At 26.5% G+C, this 19,958-nt stretch carries 17 protein-coding genes; 4 read left to right on the plus strand and 13 right to left on the minus strand.

The window, feature by feature from the left end:
* Both FJM08_RS08150 and FJM08_RS02650 read right to left on the minus strand, forming a co-directional pair.
* The coding region (locus tag FJM08_RS08150) for a hypothetical protein (protein WP_140031657.1) at nt 1–499 on the minus strand (499 nt) is incomplete at its 3' end.
* Nucleotides 500–510: 11 nt separating this feature from the next.
* Nucleotides 511–1,017: an MAG0490 family ComEA-like DNA-binding protein gene (locus FJM08_RS02650; protein ID WP_140031658.1), complete on the minus strand. Its 507-nt coding sequence runs from the start codon at nt 1,015–1,017 to the stop codon at nt 511–513.
* Nucleotides 1,018–1,227: 210 nt separating this feature from the next.
* Between FJM08_RS02650 and rpmG the strand changes: the two genes are divergently transcribed.
* Both rpmG and FJM08_RS02660 read left to right on the plus strand, forming a co-directional pair.
* Entirely contained in the window at nt 1,228–1,380 is a 153-nt protein-coding gene (rpmG, locus tag FJM08_RS02655; protein ID WP_140031659.1) for a 50S ribosomal protein L33, read from the plus strand.
* A 22-nt stretch (nt 1,381–1,402) separates the two neighbouring features.
* Entirely contained in the window at nt 1,403–2,446 is a 1,044-nt protein-coding gene (locus FJM08_RS02660; protein WP_140031660.1) for an aminopeptidase P family protein, read from the plus strand.
* Between the two features lie 167 nt (nt 2,447–2,613).
* On the opposite strand, the gene FJM08_RS02665 is transcribed toward FJM08_RS02660, so the two are convergent.
* From FJM08_RS02665 to FJM08_RS08165, 4 genes are all read right to left on the minus strand, one after another.
* Nucleotides 2,614–3,456, minus strand: coding sequence for a deoxyribonuclease IV (locus FJM08_RS02665; protein WP_140031682.1), 843 nt, complete (start codon nt 3,454–3,456; stop codon nt 2,614–2,616).
* A gap of 70 nt (nt 3,457–3,526) precedes the next feature.
* A complete protein-coding gene (locus FJM08_RS08155) occupies nt 3,527–5,104 on the minus strand; it encodes an RNA polymerase sigma factor (protein ID WP_140031661.1) in 1,578 nt (525 codons plus the stop codon).
* A 20-nt stretch (nt 5,105–5,124) separates the two neighbouring features.
* Nucleotides 5,125–6,960, minus strand: coding sequence for a DNA primase (gene dnaG / locus FJM08_RS08160; RefSeq protein ID WP_140031662.1), 1,836 nt, complete (start codon nt 6,958–6,960; stop codon nt 5,125–5,127).
* Nucleotides 6,961–6,967: 7 nt separating this feature from the next.
* The gene (locus FJM08_RS08165; RefSeq protein WP_140031663.1) at nt 6,968–8,344 is read right to left on the minus strand and encodes a glycine--tRNA ligase; all 1,377 of its coding nucleotides are present in this window, start codon (nt 8,342–8,344) and stop codon (nt 6,968–6,970) included.
* 363 nt (nt 8,345–8,707) lie between these two features.
* Here FJM08_RS08165 and FJM08_RS03455 point away from each other — a divergent pair, with 363 nt between their 5' ends.
* Entirely contained in the window at nt 8,708–8,848 is a 141-nt protein-coding gene (locus tag FJM08_RS03455; protein ID WP_170177184.1) for a hypothetical protein, read from the plus strand.
* Between the two features lie 157 nt (nt 8,849–9,005).
* Nucleotides 9,006–10,334 (plus strand): signal recognition particle protein, encoded by a 1,329-nt coding sequence (gene ffh / locus FJM08_RS02685; RefSeq protein ID WP_140031664.1) that lies wholly within the window; start codon nt 9,006–9,008, stop codon nt 10,332–10,334.
* Between the two features lie 65 nt (nt 10,335–10,399).
* On the opposite strand, the gene FJM08_RS08170 is transcribed toward ffh, so the two are convergent.
* The 7 genes from FJM08_RS08170 to FJM08_RS02720 all read right to left on the minus strand — a co-directional run bounded on the left by FJM08_RS08170 (nt 10,400) and on the right by FJM08_RS02720 (nt 19,940).
* Entirely contained in the window at nt 10,400–12,577 is a 2,178-nt protein-coding gene (locus tag FJM08_RS08170; RefSeq protein WP_140031665.1) for an SGNH/GDSL hydrolase family protein, read from the minus strand.
* Complete coding sequence (gene ylqF / locus FJM08_RS08175) at nt 12,570–13,388, minus strand: ribosome biogenesis GTPase YlqF (protein ID WP_306769768.1); 819 nt, start codon at nt 13,386–13,388, stop codon at nt 12,570–12,572. Before ylqF ends, FJM08_RS08170 begins: the two co-directional genes overlap by 8 nt.
* A 33-nt stretch (nt 13,389–13,421) precedes the next feature.
* The gene (locus FJM08_RS08180; RefSeq protein WP_140031667.1) at nt 13,422–13,949 is read right to left on the minus strand and encodes a tRNA (cytidine(34)-2'-O)-methyltransferase; all 528 of its coding nucleotides are present in this window, start codon (nt 13,947–13,949) and stop codon (nt 13,422–13,424) included.
* 176 nt (nt 13,950–14,125) lie between these two features.
* Complete coding sequence (locus FJM08_RS08185; protein WP_140031668.1) at nt 14,126–17,350, minus strand: DEAD/DEAH box helicase; 3,225 nt, start codon at nt 17,348–17,350, stop codon at nt 14,126–14,128.
* A gap of 128 nt (nt 17,351–17,478) precedes the next feature.
* Complete coding sequence (gene rpsO / locus FJM08_RS02710) at nt 17,479–17,745, minus strand: 30S ribosomal protein S15 (RefSeq protein ID WP_140031669.1); 267 nt, start codon at nt 17,743–17,745, stop codon at nt 17,479–17,481.
* A 114-nt stretch (nt 17,746–17,859) separates the two neighbouring features.
* Entirely contained in the window at nt 17,860–19,140 is a 1,281-nt protein-coding gene (locus FJM08_RS08190; protein ID WP_140031670.1) for a hypothetical protein, read from the minus strand.
* Between the two features lie 149 nt (nt 19,141–19,289).
* Entirely contained in the window at nt 19,290–19,940 is a 651-nt protein-coding gene (locus FJM08_RS02720; protein ID WP_140031671.1) for a lipoprotein 17-related variable surface protein, read from the minus strand.
* Nucleotides 19,941–19,958 lie beyond the last annotated feature (18 nt).

Here is a 19,958-nt window from a genome sequence, read left to right on the forward strand (position 1 = left end):
ATAAAATTAGCTGTAAATATTTTTTTGCAATTTTTGTTTTTTTAATAAGAATATTTAAACTAAAATTTTTTGTAGGAAAAATATCAAAAATTTTAACGTTTTCTAGTTTTAAAAAGGTATTTTGTCCTATTAAAAAATTGCTTGGATTTTCTATAATTTTTATATTTCCTTCCAATCGAATTTTTCACTTGAAATCGCTTGATATTTCCTTGCTATAATTAACTAATATATTTGCATATTTATATCTAATAATTATTGACCTAGAAAATTTATTTACAACCAAAAAAGAGCCTGAAATTTTTTCATCTGCATAATTTTTTAAACTTTGATAATTTAAAAAATTAAACAAGGAAAACACTGCAAAAATAGCTAAAAAATAAATTCAAAATTTTCAATTTAAAATATTGAACAAAAATATTGCAACTATAAAAATTATCATAATAAAATTAGTTTTATAGAATAAAAATATTATGGAAAACAAGGCTGAAATTGCTGCCATCAGAAATGAATTTACAAAATTATAGCGTCTTGTAAAATTTTCAATGTTGTTTCGCCAACGCCCGAAATATTTTGAATATTTTGTCATGTTGTTTTATATTTATTCTCCTTTAAATGATTAATAATTTTTAAGGCAATATTTTTTCTTATTCCTAGAGCTAAAAAACTATTTAATGTCGTGAAATTTGTAATTTTTTGCTTAATATTTTTAGAAAAAGAAATGTATATTCTTTGTTTATTTTTTAACAAAGAATTTACTGATATTTTTGACAAATCTGCGCCATATTCTAATTTGCATTTTTTTAATAAATCAATTAACAAACTACCTTCTAATAATTCATATTCGCCAGGATATAAAACGGCACCATATATTTCTACACAAATAATTTTCTGGTTTATTTTTCGCTTACTATCTTTTTTATTCAGTAAAAATTTTTGAATTGTAATTGAACTCATAATCAACAATGAAGATATCACCGCCGATGAAATTCCTAATATTATTTTTCGATTTTTATCCATATCTATTTATATATTTTCACAAACTAATCATTTGTATTAAAATGAGTGAAAAAACGGCGAAAAATGCTTTTTTTACGTTTTTATATTTAACATAAATTCGTGAAAAATCCGCTTTCCTTTAATTAGAAATTAATTTTGAAAACTAAATAAAAAACATTTATAATATTAATATTATTTCTAAAGAAGTTATTTTATAAATAAGGAGGAATTATGCCAAGAGAAGGATTAACTTTAAGATGCGAAAATTGTAAAATGGAAAATTACATAACAAAGAAAAACAAAAAGTTACACCCAGATAAAATGGAAGTAACAAAATATTGCTCAAAATGTAATGCTCACACAGCTCATAAAGAAAAGAAATAATTAATATATTAAGGAGTGAAGAATGTTAAGAACAGAATTAGAAAAAATTTTTAAAGAAAATAAATTAGATGCGGTTATTTCAGAAGCACCTCAAACTCGTTTGTGATATGCCGGAATTCAAACATCGGACGGTTTTTTGGTAATCGAAAACGATAAAGCGCATTTATTTGTTGATGGAAGATACATTGAATATGCGACTAAAAACGCTAAAAATGTTGAAATTCACTTACTAAAAGGCGATAGTTTTAAAACTTTTTTAACTAAAAAAGCATATAAAAAAATTGGAGTTGAAAAGGACTATTTAAATCTTGAAACATTTGAATACTTTAAATCAATTTTACCTAAAGCTGAATATGTATCGATTGTAGCTAAAAAATTTAGAATTATTAAAGATGAGGAAGAATTTAGCAAAGTTGAAGAAGCTTGTTTAATTTCACTTCAAGCATTTGAAGAACTTAAAAAAGTTTTAGTTGAAGGAATGACTGAACTTGAAGCTTCAAACAAATTGGGATATCTAATGAGGTTATTCGGTGCTGAAAAAGAATGCTTTGAAACCATCATTGCATTTGGCTCAAATGCAGCCGAACCACATCATCACCCTACAAATCGTAAGTTAGTAGATGGAGATATTGTTAAAGTTGATTTTGGTGCACAATATAAGGGATGAGCTAGCGATATAACTAGAACTTTCTTTTTTGGTAAACCTAAAGAAAAAGAATTGGTTGATATCCTTGAAATCGTAACTGAGGCTCAAAGATTAGGCCGTGAAGCTGTTAAACCTGGAATTGATACAAATGAAATTGATAAAATTTGTAGAGATTATATTGAAAGTAAAGGCTATGGAAAATTCTTCACCCACTCAACAGGACATGGCGTTGGAATAGATGTACACGAATTACCTGGCGTAGGACGTGGAAAAGGTGACGCAACATTAGAAGCGGGAATGATCATTACTGTTGAACCTGGAATTTATATTGAAGGACTTGGCGGCGCTAGAGTTGAAGACACAGTACTAGTCACAAAAGACGGTGCTAAAGTCTTAAGCCGTCCTGAAGATTACAAATAAAAACGAGACAAATTAAATGTTTGCAAAATAATTTGTCTCGTTTTTTATACTTTAAAAATTAATAAAAGCAAAAATCAAATATTTAATTAAATAACTATTAAATTTATAAAATGGATATCAATAAAAAACACATGTGCCTTTTAGTATACTATTGCGTGAATATGTTTTTAAAATAATTTATTTTGATTTGATAAAAGTAAAGCAATTTCTTCTTTATAAGGACTATTACCATTAAAAAAAGGAGTTTCTAAAATAATTGGCAAATTATCAAAATCTTTGTCAAATACAAATTTTTTAAGTGTTTCTAAGCCGATAAATCCTTTTCCAATATTGGCGTGGCGATCTTTTTTAGCTGCTTTTTCATTCATTGAATCATTTAAGTGTATTACTTTTATATGTTCTAGAAAATGATTAGAAATAAGATATTTTTTGAAATTTTCATAATCCTTTATATCATATCCGGCGTCTCAAACGTGACATGTATCAAGACAAATTGCTACTCTTTTGCTACCTACTTTATCAATTACATATTTAATATCCTCAAAATTAGTGCAAATTTGTGAGCCTTTTCCGGCCATTGTTTCTAAGCAAATGGTTGTATTTTTGGTTTTATTAATAATTTCTTTGAGTGAATCAATTAAAGTATTTAATGCGTCTATACGCGAATATTTCATTGAAGATCCAGGATGTAAAACGATATATTTTGCGTTAATTTTTTGCATACGATCAATTTCATCAATCATGAAATTTATTGCAAATTTAGATTTTTCTGGATTAGCAGGATTAATAATATATGGTGCATGAATAACAATGTCTTCTTGTTTAATTTTTGAAGCATATATTGCTAAATATTCTTCATATTTATAATTATCCGGATTAACGCGTAATGAAGATTGTGGCGGGCCTAAATATATCATTGCGCAATTAGCTCCGTTATTTATGCTTTCTTTAATTGACCCCATTAAATAATCAGGTTTTTTAAAAGCAACATGGCTTCCTAGTTTAATCATTTTCCCTCATTTATATTTAATATTAAAATTATAAAAAATAATGTCAGAAATTATTTTATTACCAACATCATTAATCGCTATCGTAGTTTTCACTATTAAAGAATTCTTTTAATTTTTTTTGTTTTTGTGGATGTTTTAGCTTACGTAAAATTTTAGTTTCATATTGGCGAACTTTTTCTTTTGAAATTCCCATTTCCTTAGCTAATTCATCTAGCGAATGCGGATGATATTTGCTGCCATTTAAATCATTTATACCAAATCTTTTTCTTATTAGTTCGCGTTCGCTTTGTTCGGTTAAGCCTTCTTCAATCATTTGATTCAAAATAATGCTTAATTCCTTTTGACTTGCAAAGTTAGTAGGACTCATAACATTTTCATCCTTAACAAAATCTGAAAAGCTAGAATTTTCTTCCTTCCCAATATTTTTATCTAAACTAATCGGGTCGATATTTATTTTTCTAATGTATCTAACTTTTTCAGCGGTAAAATCGCCACCGTATTTTTTAGCAATTTCATCATCAGTAGGAGCATAACCATTTTCTTGTTGCAATTCCCGTTCAATTTTCAAAATTCTATTAATTGTTTCAACCATGTGAACTGGTACTCTAACTGTTCTAGCTTGATCAGCAACAGCACGAGTAATAGCTTGTCTTATTCATCACGTTGCATAGGTAGAAAATTTAAAACCTTTCGTATAATCGTATTTTGAGACTGCCTTCATTATTCCTGAATTTCCTTCAGAAATTAAATCTATAAATGTCAAGCCGCGATTTTTATAACGTTTAGCGTTATTGATTACCAATCTTAGGTTTCTTGTCACCAACATGTCACGAGCTTTTTTATAGCGATAATTATTTCCCGCGTCTTTGGCTTCTTGCATTTTGATTGCTAATTCACGTTCTTCTTTTGGTGTTAAAAGCTTCCCGTATTTTCCAATTCAACGCATATATCACTTAACGATATCATTAGTTTCTGTTAAGCGATTAGATAAAGCGTTATCTGAAGTGCTGTTGTTTCTACCTTCTAAAATAATAATATCATCGGAATCGTATTCCTTTAGCAAATGTCCTGCTTCAAAATCATCATTCCGAGATTTTCTTGGTGGTTTTGAATATTCATAATCATCATATTCATCATCCATTTCATCATAATCAATATCTTCTTCATCATCATAAGAATAATTGTTTTTTGGAATGTAAGCGGCCTCTTCTTCGAATACTTCATCGTTTTCTTCGTTATCTTTATTGATTATGCTACTATCGTCATATTCAGTGTCAATATCTATTTCTTCATCAATAACTTGATCTTCTAATTCTTTTAGTTGTGCTTCATCGATATTATCATCGTCAATTTCAACTGGCTTCTCATCATCATCTTTTTCAATGATCTTCATAAATTCTTCAGCATCATCAAAGTCGCCTTCATCAACATCATCTTTAACAATATTTTCACTAATCAATTTTTCAAGGATATCATTTGCTTCTTCTTCGTCAATAAAAAGCTTGTTTTTTTCAATTAAAGTAAATATTTCGTCTTGTGTGAAGTATGTTTTATTTTTATTTTTTGCTTTAGCTTTTTTTAGCTCTTCTTTGATTTTATTAACGATTAAATCAATTGATCCAACCATTTCATTTTTGTTTACTTTCATAAGTAGCCTCTTTCTCGGAGTTACTGTGTAACTTTCATTTTTATTAGTTTTTTGGGAACTTCATCATTATTTATAAAATTATTAATTTGATTTATAAATTCATTTTTTTCATAAATAGGATCTTCTAAATTTTTCACTTCATCAAGTGCTATTAGCAAATCAGATTTTTTTTGATTGTCTATTTTTTTGTCATTTTTAATTAATACATCCAAATTTTCTAATTTATTATATTGGTTACCTTTATTAATTAGAGAAGTTACATAACAAATTAATTCATGTCTTCTAAGATTTTTTTTATCATTATTTATATGCATTCGAGCAAATAAAATTGGCTCTATTTCTTTTACATATAGCGGTTCAGATAATATGGTTTTAATGATAGTTATTAAGCATCGGTTTTTGCCAAATACTAGAAGATTTTTTTTATGATCCTCATTCTTTTTATTATTTGCTTGCGCTAAATTTTCTATTTCAAAATCAAAATTATCGAAATAATTATAGTCTTGATTATTTTGATTTTGATTTTGTTTTTTATTTCTTCGGGCAAAATTAGTATGTCTTTCACTTATTGGCTTAATATATTTTTCAAAATTGCTATAACTTTCAATTGAAAATATTTTTGCTTCAAGTAATCTATTTTTAAGCACATAGCGCAGTTGTGGATCTAAATAATAAACGAAGGCAAATAATTCTTTATATTCTTTTAGTTTGTCTACTTCAAAAATATTGTCATTTCTTCAGATAATTTCAAATTCTTTTAGCAAATAACTTAATAAATCAACTTTGTTTTCTACAATACTTTTTAGTGTTTTGCCATCATCTATATTAAATATTTCGTCAGCATCTTTGCTTAATGTATTTAAAACAAAATAAGGGATTAATTTTAATTCAGCGGTATGTTGCAAAATTGCATGCAAATTTTTACGTGTGGCTTTTTTGCCAGCACTATCATTATCAAAAAATAAATTGATTTTACAGCCTTTAAGATTTTGCAGATGACTTATTGATAGCGACGTGCCCATTATCGCAATAGCATTTTTAATACCAACTTTATACATTGCAATAACATCAAATTGTCCCTCAACTAAATACACCTCATTTTGCCTAATTATTTCGTTTTTAGCATGGAAATAATTAAACATAATTTCCTGTTTTTTAAAAACTATTGTGTCAGATGAATTTAAATACTTGGGGTCATTTTGTGAAGTAATATCGCGTCCTGAAAATCCAACAATATTTCCATATCCATCTTTTAATGGAAAAATAAGCCGATTATTAAAAAAGTTCTTTTCGCCGTTAGACGATACTAATGAAGAGTTTGCGATTTCAAAAATTTCATGCTTTTTTTCTATTAAATAATTATAAATACTCTTTGATTCATTGGCATAGCCAATTTCAAATTCTTTAATTAATTCGCGTGACAAAAAACGTTTATTTAAAAAATCTAATAATTTTTTTTCTTTGCATATTAGCATCTCGTATTGAAAAAAATCTAGAGCATCTTTATTAATACCTAAAATTTTTTCTTGTTCTAGCGTATGTTCATTAAAGTTTTGAATATTAATATATTTGCTAATATCGATATTATTTTTTTTTGCCAATTCTTTAAGTGCTTCGATTGGAGATATGTTTTTATAGTATTCAATAAATTTTAGTGAATTTCCACTTTTTCCACAGCCAAAACAAGTAAAAATACCTTTATCAGGGCTTACTACAAAAGAAGGCGTTCTTTCGCTATGGAAAGGGCAACATGCGACAAAATTTTTACCCTTTTTGCTTAATGCAACATGCTCGCCAATAACATCAACAATATCAGATTTTGAAATAACTATATCTCAAATATTATCTTGTTCCATTAAATTCCTATTTTTCAAATTTATTTAAATATGTTTCAATTTCATTGATGTTTATTTTTTCTTGTTGCATAGTGTCACGATTTCGAATTGTAACAATATTATTTTCTAAAGTATCAAAATCAATTGTGATCGCAAATGGTGTACCAAGTGCATCCTGTCTACGATATCTTTTACCAATTGAGCCTGATTCATCGTAAACAACTCTTATATCACTATTAATCAATATATTTTCATATATTTCTTTTGCTTTATCGGCCAATTTCTTGGTTAGCGGAAAAATTGCAAGCTGATTTGGAGCAATATTGTAATCTAATTTTAATAATGTTCTAAGGTCATCATCAGCTAATTTTTCAACGTGATATGCATCAATTAATAAGGCAAATAACAATCTGTCTAGCCCAATTGATGGTTCAATTACATAAGGAATAATTTTGCTTCCATCTTCATTTAGATATTCTAGCGATTCTTGCGAAAATTTCATATGTTGACTCAAATCATAATTTCCACGATTTGCTATTCCGAGCAATTCGCCTCAACCGAATGGGAATAAATATTCAATGTCGCTTGTGCCTTTTGAATAGTGGCTCAATTCTTCTTTTTCGTGAGGCCTAATTCGAATGTTTTCACTGTTTAGTCCTAGCATTTTTACAAAATTAACGCATTTTTCAATTCAATAATGATAAAACTTATCAGCCTCATTTTCTTTGCAGAAAAATTCTAATTCCATTTGTTCAAATTCTCTTGTTCTAAAAATAAAATCACGAGGAGTAATTTCGTTTCTAAAGCTTTTACCAATTTGTCCAATTCCAAATGGCAATTTTGCGCGGGAAGTTCTGCAAACATTTTTGAAATTTAAAAATATACCTTGAGCTGTTTCGGGACGCAAATATGTTGTTGAAGTGGCGCTATCAATTGCACCAAGTTGAGTTTTGAACATTAAGTTAAAGGGTCTAATTGTGCCTCAATCACATTTTGCGTTGTCATATTCTTTAACTCTGTCAACAATGATTTTTTCTAATTCTTCAAATGTGGCTTTCTCAACATTGATTTCGGGAAATAAATCTTTAACAATGTGATCAGCGCGATATCGTTTTTGGTTAATTTTGTTTTCAATTAAAAAATCAGAAAAATTATCAGTATGACCGCTAGCTCTTCAAACACTTGGATTCATAATAATTTTTGAATCAATTTGAAAGTTTTTTTCTTTTTTTATGAATTCTCTAACTCAATATTTTTTTATCGCTGTCATCATATTTACAGCTAAATCACCATAATCTCAAGTATTTACAAGCCCACCATAAATTTCTGAATTTTGATATACAAAACCCGAAACTTTTAAGTGGTTTATAATTTCTTGAATATTTTTAGAATTATTATTTTGCATCTAGAAGCACCTCAATTTATAGATTGTTAAAACAATATATAAAGTTTAGCACAAAAGTTAAAAATTTAGTTAATTTTGAAACTAATTGTTGTTTTTTCTTTTGAAAAATAAAATTTTAAAATGCGGAAACTTTTTAGACGTCTAAAATTGAGTTAATTTTATTGCATATAGAGAATAGAATTAATTTATCAAGAATAAAATAAGATAAAAACGGCAACGATATTACGAAGACATTAATTAAATTAATATTGTCAGCATGTGTAACTATCAAAAGTGCAGAAATAGAAAATTAGCTTAAATCAAAAAGTATTTTGAGATAATGTTATGAAGAAAAATCTAGTTTAATTATGGATTTTAATTGATATGGCAGTAGCTATTATAGGCACTCTTTTGATAATTTCGCTAGTTGTAGTTATTGGATCAATTCATTTGCTAAAAAAGAAAACTGACCGTAGAGAATTGAAACAAAAAAATTTGCTTTTGCTAGCAGAATTACAAGAATAAATTAAAATACTAAAAACTTCACTTTACCACAAAGTGTTGATGTTAAATTTAAAATTAATTTAGTTAATAATTAAAAAATGCTTTGATTTTTCTAAAGAAAAGTTTTTGTTTTTTAACTTTTAGTAACAAAATTAAAGCAATACATTATAATAAATACATGTTAGATTTTATACAAAGAAGAATGCAAAAATCGATGCAAAAAATCAATAAGAAAATGTCAATTAATGAAGAAGACATAATTGAGGTTTTGCGTGAAGTTAAATTAGCGTTATTGGAGGCTGATGTTAACTTAGATGTTGTTAAAGTTTTTACAAAACAAGTTAAAGAAAAAGCTTTAGATAGCCAAATTATTGGTAAACTAAATCAACAACAAACCGTGCTAAAAATTTTTAAAGACGAACTTACAAATATTTTAGGCAAAAAAACTTGTGAAGTTAAATTAAAAAACATACCAACAAAAATAATGATGGTTGGTTTGCAAGGATCAGGAAAGACTACCTCAGCAGCTAAATTATCAGTTTTTTTTAAAAAGAAAAATATTTGCAAAAACCCACTTTTAGTTGGTGATGATATTTATCGTCCGGCAGCACGTGAACAACTAGAACAATTATCAAAACAAATTAATGTTGATTTTTTTACTAAAAAAGAAAACAATGCAGTTTTAATAGCTAATGAAGCAATAGATAAAGCTCAAGATAATCATAATGATTTAATAATAATCGATACAGCCGGCCGTTTAGCTATTGATGAACAATTAATGCAAGAACTAAAAGATATTAAAAAATCAATAAAACCCGATTACATCTTTTTAGTTGTTGATGCAATGAGCGGTCAAGATGTTATTAACACTGCTAAAAAGTTTCATGAAGAACTTAATTTAGATGGCACAATTATCACAAAATTAGATAGTGATGCTCGTGGTGGAGCAGCTTTAAGTATTACTCATTTACTAGGAATTCCAATTGTTTTTATTGGTAATGGCGAAAAATTAAGTGGATTAGAAATTTTTCATCCAGACCGTATGGCTGAACGTATTTTAGGAATGGGCGACGTGCTTACACTAATTGAAAAGGCTAGTGAAGAAGTCGATGAAAAAATGATGAAAAAAATCGGCTATAAAATGTTGACTGGCAAATTCGATTTGAGCGATTTAATGAATAGTTTAGCGCAAATTAAAAAATTAGGTAAAATGAAATCTATTTTGAAAATGATTCCTGGAATGGCAGATAAAGTAGATGATGCCAAAATTGAAGAAGCAGAAGAAAAATTTAGAATATATAACTATTTATTAAGTTCAATGACTGAACTTGAAAAAAAGAACCCTAAATTACTAAAAAACGCTTCAAGAAAACAGAGAGTTTTACTTGGCAGCGGTAGAAGTGCTAGAGAATTTAATATGCTAATGGCCGATTTTGAAAGAATGGCAAAACAAATGAAAGAATTAGCATCTGGCAATTTAAAATTAAAACCAGGTATGGAATTTTAAAAAAATACACCTCGAATAAAAATAGTATCGAGGTGTTTTAATTTATTCTTATTTTAAGAGTAAAATTATATTTTATTTTTCTTGATTATACGTTTAATTTTAAGTAATGAAGTAACAATTTTAGATGAAATTATAAAATGCGAATTAAATGAAAAGAACATTCTTAAACTCAATTTATAAGTCTTAGTTTTGCTATAAAGTAAGTCATAAAATGAAATATTTTTTATATTATTTAAAAATGATGTAATGCAGCCTTTTGTAAAATCCGAGTTTGATTTTGTAATATTTAAAATTTTTACAATTGAAGCTTTTAATTCTCTTTCATCGTTTGGTTCAAGTTTTTGGCTTCTAAATGAAGATAGAATAGTTTGATAAATAAATTCTATTGTCTGCTCAAATTTGTTTTTTTCAGTTAACTCATTAAACAGTTTAAATAAAAGGTAAATTAGTTTAAATTTGTTTTGCGTTATAAAAATAGTTCAAAGTTCATCAAAATCTTTTAATTTGCGATAAATATCTGAATAATTAATAATTGCGTCAATAACAAAATCAACAATTTCACCAAATGAATTTAATGAGTAAAGATATGATTTAATTTTTTGACTACGATCATTATTTTTAATTTTAAATAAAAAGTTTAGTAAATCGCTATTTATAATATCGTTAATAAATTGAATGATTATTAACTTAATTTCATTTTTATTTTTTGTAACTATTTCCGAGTCAAAAAACAATTTAAATATGCCATATACATACGATTGGTTTTGCTTAATTATATTAGTTAGCTCTTTACATAAAATTGCATATGTTATTGGGTTTGCTTGTGAAATTGACTTTAACTTATTTTGCAAAATAAATAAAATTTTATCAACTTTTCCATTACGAAGTAAAGTTAGAAAAGTTTCTTTTGAGTTTTCATTATTATCTAAAAATGTTTTAAGTAATTCAACACTCTGGTAATTTTGTGGTGCATCAATAAAACGCTCGTTTAAAATTTTTCTAGCAATTTTATAGAAATTGTAATTTTCAAATCGCTCTAATAAGATTAAAAAATCTGAAATATTTAAATACGATGATAAATTCTGTGACAAGTTATTTTCAAGTTTTGTATTTATTAGTAACTTATAATTTTTGTTTTTCTCATAAATATTTTTGAATATCGTTAAATTATCGCCAATATTAAATAGACGGTGATATGAAAACAAGTCGTTTGTTCAATAATTTTCATTTTCAATATATTTATCTTTAAATTCAGTATTTATAAAAAGTTCGTTTATTTTATTTTTGTTTAGTGATAGCTTAGCAAATAGGTCATATGCAACTTTTTTATAGCCTTTTTCAGTACAAAAAACCGAAAATATATTCTCGTTTAGTCATGAAGAATTTTTGCCTCAAAATGCTTCATCGTATACATCTACAAAGTTTACATTGGAAATATTTGCCACTTTTTTGATTATGTAATTTAAAAGGTTATTTAAATAGTTAAAAACGTTAAATTTGTTAGCGTTATCTTTTCAAATAAATGATTCAAAAATTGATTCAATTGCCATTAGTGGTTTTGCATAGTTAGTTATTACAATTTGCGCTTGTTTATTTAATTTTTTTAATTCATTAATTAGATCGACATATTTATCAATTATTTTAGTTGCAACAATATCTAATGAGTTTGCAATTAAATCAATTTGTGACATTTTTTGCTCTTTCTCTAATTTATTTAGTTTCAATATTTTACTAAATGGAATTTCAAAAAATAAATCAACAAATCCTAAAGTGATAGTAATTAAATTCGCATCTTTTAGTCGATGAGAAAATGCTTGAAAGTCATTTTTCGAAATGTTTCAATTATTAAAAATTTGTGAGAAAAAGTTTTTATATATATTATTTGATTGTCAGTCAATTGATTGCACCATATCGATTTTTGCTTCTTGGCTTTTTAATGATTTTTTATCATTTTTAATTAATGCAGAAATAAAATCAATATTACCTGATGGCATTGATAGATTAATAAAACTATTAATTGGGATATTGTTATCGCGCATGGCTAAAGCAAAAAACGAGGGGTAATCTAATCCTGTAATTTCACCATTTAATAGTTTTCCATTAGTGTTAAACCCCAATTTAGAATTAAATCCCGCTGCAAAGAAATCGCCGATGGCAACATAATTTATCGGTGTCCGCAATATTTTATCTTCATGCGTCAGCAATTTGTAATACTGGTTTAATGTCTCACTAGTTTTATTCATTTTGACCCCTTTTATCAAAAAGTACATTAGTTAAATTCTTAAAATAAATAATTAGCATTGATATAGCTTTATTTATATCATATTTACCCGCACTTAAAAGCAAGTTTTTGCTTCTAGCAAACAAAGTTATATTTTCAAAAATATCTTCATCTTCAAATGCTGAAGTTAAACCAATTTCTGTTAGTTTGTTAGGATAATATTTTGACATTAATTTATATAATTCAACTATCAATTCGTTTCGATTAAGCGATTCATAACGAATTGATCCAACCAAAGCCAATTTAGCACCCACTTCATTATTTTCGATTTTAGGTATTAATAAACCAGGCGTGTCAAGTAGCAAATAATTTTTGCAATTAATTCATTGTTCAGAACGTGTAATTCCAGCAATTGCTCCTACTTTTGCAACTTTGGATTTGGCTAAAAGATTTATTAAAGTGCTTTTACCAACATTTGGCACACCCAAAACTACACATTTTAAGGCAGGAGTAAGCTTACCCCTAGCAGCATTTTTTATTTTTAGCTCCTGATAGTATTTATTTAAAGCGTTATTAATTTGATTATATGCAAGTTTTGACTTTAAATTAGTGATAACAACTTTTCCACGTTTTTCATATTCCTTAGCAAAATCTTTTAACGCAATAATATCTGACATGTCAGATTTGTTTAATACAAACAAAATTGGTTTATTATTTGCGATTTTATAAATTTCATTGTTAAATGATGAAACTGGAATACGGCTATCTAAAAGAATAATAAAAAGATCAAAAAGCTTTTGCTTTTCTTTTAGTAACTTAAATTGTTTTGCCATATGCCCGGGAAATCAATGTATCATCTTAAATCCTTAATCCTTTTTTAATATAAAGTCTTTGCCTTTTTGCGATTCATATTCCGACAAACCGGTAAACGAATTTTGTCGCAAAATTTCATATAAAACTATTGCTACAGAATTAGCTAAGTTTAAACTACGACATTCGCTATTCATCGGAATGCGCAAACAATTATCAATATTAGTTTGCATGATCTTTTTAGGGATTCCTGTGCTTTCAGTGCCGAACATAATTCATAATTCACCATCATTGTTTAATTCATTTGCAAATTCAACATTAGCATAATTTTTAAGACCGTAACGGGTAATATAATAAATATTTTTGTTACTATATTTTTTAAAAAACTCTTCATAATTTTCATAAATTTCATGTTGAATTTCTGACAAAAAGTGGCCGGCAGCTTTACGTTTCATTCAGTGCGGATGTAAATCAAAAGCAATGGGCTTAATAATATGTAATTTGGCTTTTGCTGAAAAACAAGTACGAATTATATTTGAAGTATTTGGACTTATTTCTGGTTGATATAGAATAATGTTAATCATATTTAATATATTATATATTAAAAATAAATATGAATTAAAAAGCATCTTTTAATGCAAAACATATTGCCCAAAATTAAATAAGCCTTTTAAGTATATCTAACGAATCTATTTTTGATTTTTGTATAAAAAAATTCTCACCGAAAATTTAGCAAGTATCGGTAAGATTTTTTTAGTGATTATTTATTTAATAGCGCGCTAATAAAACGCAAAATTGCAGGTTTATTTTCATTAAATCTGAAGTTTGAAATTCGGTAAATTGGATATCCTTTTGCTGACATAAAATCAGTTTTAATACGCTTTTCAATAAAATTATTCAAATTAGCATCTTGTGATGAATCGTCGATGTTTAATCCAACGATAAAATTACCTTTAGCATCCAATAAGGCCATATCAATATTATATGAACCGACACAATAATCATGCTCAATTTTAATTTGATTATTGAAATTTTGTTCGTAAATTCATTTTTCTATCTCATAAATGAATTGTGATTTTTCACTATTAGTATTTTCTTTTGCTTGTGTTGAAGTATAAAGTTTTTGTTTGTCACTTTTTAATTGAATATAGCTAAGTCAACGCTTGAAAGTTAGTAGGTTTTCGTTTTTAGGATCAATTTCGTGATTTTTAATACTTTTAATAATGATCATTTTGTCTTTGGCACGTGTTATTGCAACATTCAAAGCGTTTCTTCCTTTTTTAGAACCAATATATGTCGCATGAAGCGCTGTATTTGCGGTATATGATACTGAAGCAATAACTAATTCGGCTTCATCTCCTTGAATATTTTCAATATTTCTTAAAATTACTTTATCTTCCAAAACTTCAAAAATTTTTGGCGACAAAAGCGCGATTTGCTCACGAATATAATCTTGTTGTTTTCGATTGAATGCAAGCAAAATAATTGAATTGTATTTTTTAAGATTGCGTTCGCAAATTTCAATCATCTTAGCACATTCTATTTCATTTTTATTATCAATTCATTTACCATCAACATCTATCACTTCAACGCTAGTTTTATCTTTACGCATGTAACTGTCTAGACCTTTAAGCGAAGAATCATAAAATTCTTTGCTTGAAAATAAAACAAGTTCAGAAGAATTAGAACGATAATTCATTTCCAAAACAAATTTAGGCAAATGGTTATGAATCGCTCAATCTAATAATGAAGTAATTTCTTCTTGACTGTACTCATCATCGCTATTATCCCTAGTTCCAAATCAATTAGAAGGTTGCATTTGTTGGCTATCTCCAGCAACAATTACCTTGTCAGCAATAGCTATAAAAGGCATAGCTTTTTCAATAAATAACTGACTAGCTTCATCAAAGATAACATAGTCAAATCGATCTCTTTCGAAGTCAACAAAATTTCCTAGAATTTCAGGGGTTCCAACATAGATATTATAAACTTGTTTAATAATATCATTAAAGAGTGTGGTAATTATATAAGGTGGTGTAATTTGTCTTTCAAGACGGCCAAAAAACTTGTTTAATTTTTGACGTTTTTCTCCATTTTTTTGCCGGTAATCATCAAGTCTTTGTTTAGCTAAATAAGCCGCGTTTTCATATACTAATTCAAGCAATTCTGGCGTAGTATTATCTAATTTTTTAAAGTCTAAAAATCTTGAATAATCTTTTTCTTTTTTGTCAAATTCAATGAATGAATTTAATCTAATAAAGTTAGATAATTGAACCAAATCGTTAATTTCATATTTTCTTAATTTTGAATTATATAATCTAATAATTTTCTTAGCCAAATGAAATGATTTTAAGAATTTGTATGGCAAGAATTTTAAAATTGAGGCATTGTGACTTAAATATCCTAATTTAATGGCTATTTTACGTTTTGATAATTTTTTGTAGTTATTAAAAATAAATAGAAATTCATTTTTGGAATGAAATTTATTATATAAACTATAAAAATTCATAAAGTTACGTGTGTTTTCGGTAACACCACCGCGTAATTTTATATTTTGATAAGCTTTTAAGTCTCGGTTAAAAATTTCACCAATTTCACTTTTAGCATTTAAATATTTAAATTCATTTAAACTAAAGAAACTAGAATTGTATTTATTTAAGTCGTTATATTTATTGGCTTCATTGATTTCCTTAAAATATTCAATAATTGGTTTATAAAAATATTCTTTTTCGATTTTGTTTACCTTTGCGCTTTCAGAAAATTGAAACATCATATTTTGATATTTACCTAATCTTTTTAAAACAACATCAAGTGCAACTTTTTTTTGTGAAATAAATAAAGCTGTTTTATTTTCTTTGCAAATATTAATTAATATATTAGCGATAGTTTGTGATTTTCCGGTTCCGGGAGGGCCGATTATTATTGATGAATTTTTTAGGGTACCAATAATTGCTTTTTCTTGACTAAAATCAGAAGCAGTTACTCTGGCAATATTATTTTTTTCAAGAGCAAGTTCATAAGCGTCTTTACTATAGTCATGTAAATCGTCAATAGTAATTAAATTATCGATTTTATTAGTTGCTATCAAATTAATCATTGCTTCACGCAATTTAGTTCCTCCGGGATTTGCTTCTATTAAAACAGAACCAGGAAATAATTCTAATGTTTGATCATTAGCAAATTGATTTTTATCTAATTCTATTGAGCTCTCAAAAAAGATGGTCGAATTATATTCTTTAATTAAATAATTCTCGTCCATAGTGCGAATACTATCTATCGCTTCGGAAATATTAAAATTTTCTCCATTAACCAAAATTGGTAATTTATGCTTGCTATGTTGTTCTAGCAAGTATTTAATTTTTTCATTAATAATTATATTTTCATCAGCATTTTCTAGAAAAATTGAATTACCTGAAAAAATTATTTTAACCGCTTTTAAAATGAAGGGGGCATATAAATAAACATCATCTTTGCGATACTTTAAAAAATATGTACCTATAAAAAGTGGTCAAATACTCGTTTCAGCATAAACTTCTTCAACTAATTTAGCGTTTGATTTTCAGGTGCGAATAAAATTAGCATTTTGGTCTAAAATTCGTTTTTTATAAAATGCTAATCATTTAAACGCATCATGTGCTAAATTTTCTTGCATTTTACTTGTGATTGAATAACCATATTTTTTAGCTCAAAGTGAAAATTCTTCGACAGAGTTAACTATTTTTAATTCGTTTAATGATTTACTATCAAAAGAATTTCGCAATGGTATTTGAAAAGCTGTATTATTGAAAGCAATTTTTAGTCCATTTAAACCAATGAGTTTTTTTAAGTCTTGGCTTATATTAGAAATGTGAAAAAATGTTGCATTGTCTCCACGGGTGTGAATATCTAGCAAATTATTAACTAACTTTAAATACTTTGATGAGTGTATTGTCTTAATATCTATTTGTTTAATTTCGCTAGAATTTAGCGCAAATATTTGTTTCATATTATCTCCTTGATTTTACATAAATTATACATTAATAATATTTGCAAAAATTACATGTTTTTAATTAATTTTAATAAAATAAAAACACAAAACGTTAAACAATTGACGCTCTGTGTTTGTAATTAAAACTATTTTCTAATATTTAGAGTTTTAATGGTTTCTAAATATAAATTGTAGTTTTCATCTTTCAAGTGATTTAGTAAAGCTTTACGATGATTAACTTTAGCCATAAACCCTCTCATTGAGTGTAAATCTTTTTTATTTACAGCAAAGTGATTTTTTAGGCTTTCAATATCTTCGGTTAAAATAGCTATTTGTACTGGTAAATATCCTGTATCTTTAGGATTTCTTCCAAATTTAGCTACTAATTCAGCTTTTCTTTCTTTTGATACCATGGTTTTCCTTTCATAGCCTAGTAATAATCATGATTATTACCAAGAAATAATTTTTAATCTTTATAAGTATAACATTTTCAAATATATTTTCAAAATTAATGTTTGAAATAATCTTTAATCATTCGGTGATAGTTCTTTTAAAATTTCGCCATAAGAATCTGAAATTTTAACAATTTTGTTCTCTCAAACTTCTTTAGTTTCGCTTGGAATATCGTTGCTTTTAGAGATAATTTCATAGATTTCAATAACCAAATTAAGATTTTCTTTTAATTTAAATTTCAAATCAGCCATTTTTTCAGTTTGGTTATTAGATTTATAATTGTAATACTCTGATAATCCTTTAGCGAAATTACCTAAAATTTTATCGGCATATTCAACTGTTTTTTGTTCGTTTTTTACGGACAATATCATTTCTTCATATAACTTATCGCCTGACTTTCAAAAGCTGTCTCATTTTTGAAATACTGGAAAATAATCAAAATCATTTTCTTTATTCAAATTTTTATCTTTATTCAAAGAATTTGGATAATTTTTAAACAAATTAAGTAATCAATTTAACAATTTAGATCCAAATTTGCTATTGTTATTTACATTTAAACTTGAATCAATAACACCGCCTAGTTTTTCCAAATATGCTTGATTTTTTGCAATTGATTCAGGTTTTGGTAAACCATTAGAATCAAATTCGATAAACGATTTACTAAATCCGCCGCCTCAAATGTTTGAGCCTCTTTCATATTGCAATTCATTAGATATAATATCTCAGATTGTTATATATAATATTTTTTTAGTTTCATTATCAAAATTATTTTGTTTATATGATTCTAATAATTCCGAATTAGATTTGAATAATTCTTCTAAATTTATATAATTAAAAAATCAATTAGCAGCATATTTTAATGTTTCGTAATATTTATTATCTTCAAATGTTAATTTTTCTTCTGTTATATATGAAGTAAATTTATTTTGTAATATATCAGCATATTTTAATGTTGAATTATTCTTTAAATAGAAATCATTGCAAAAATTTACAAGAATGTTTTCATTTATTTTTAACTTATTAAATACATACTTTAATTGCATTATAGTAGCATCTGTTAGATTAAAAATAATTTCTTTAAAGTTTTGTGAAGATAATGTTTGAATTTGTGCATTAGTTAAATTTTTATCTTTTGCTAATTCTGAAATATTTTTCAGCAAAACGGCTTTTCTTTCTTCTAAAAATTTATCTAATTCTGTTTTTTCTTTTTTATCTTCTAATTTGTTATCAATTTTTTGTTTTGAATCATTTTTTCTTTTTGATTTTCATATAAAAGGTATAGAAATTGCTATACCAGCGGTTGTAGCAGCTAGCGCAGTTACAATTCCTATTGTTAAAATTTTACTCTTTCTCATTTTTTCTCCTAAAATACATATTTACTAGTCACATATTATAGTCTAAATAAATTTAGTATTTTTAATTAATATCCTAAAATAAGTTAAATTTTATTTTCATAAAAATAAAGAACCCGTAACTATACGTTACGAGCCACTTTTAATAATTTTTAGTTTTCTTTTTTAAAACCTGAAATTTCTAGATTAAAATTGCCGACTTCTTTTTCTTTTATAAATTGTTTAACATTTACAGTGATTGTGCCAGTTTTTTTATTTTTTTTTGCTATTGTAAATTCATAACCATACATTTTTGACTTACTATCACCGTGAATATTTTCTTTTGTAATTTCATCAACCGACAATTTTAACATTGCTTCAGCGTCTAATCTAGAACCATTTTTTTCAACTCTAAAATTTATTAAATCATCTTTGTCAAGTTTTCCGTCTTCTGGTTTTTTGGGCTCTTCAGGTTTTTGAGGTTCTTCTGGTTTGGGGGTTGTACCCTTAAATCCTGATATTTTTTTCGTGATTGAATATTCTTTTTTAGTTTGAATATTTTTAGCCTTAACAGTTACGTTAATTTCTTCACCTTCTTTTGTAAAATCATAGCTGATTAATTCATGACCTTTTGGTAAAGAAATTTTAATATCCTCTTTTTTGATTTCATCTATGGTTTTATTTTTAATATCATCAATAGTTACTGATGTTTTAGAAGTAAATTGTTTTTCTGTCAATTCTTTTTGACATGAAGCTGCTAAAAATGCAACAGGTGTAATGGCGGTTGCAATTAGTGAAGCACTAAATAAAATTTTCTTTTTCATATTATCTCCTTAAAATTT

It is taken from the genome of Metamycoplasma equirhinis, assembly GCF_006385185.1.
GTDB lineage: Bacteria > Bacillota_I > Bacilli_A > Mycoplasmatales > Metamycoplasmataceae > Metamycoplasma > Metamycoplasma equirhinis.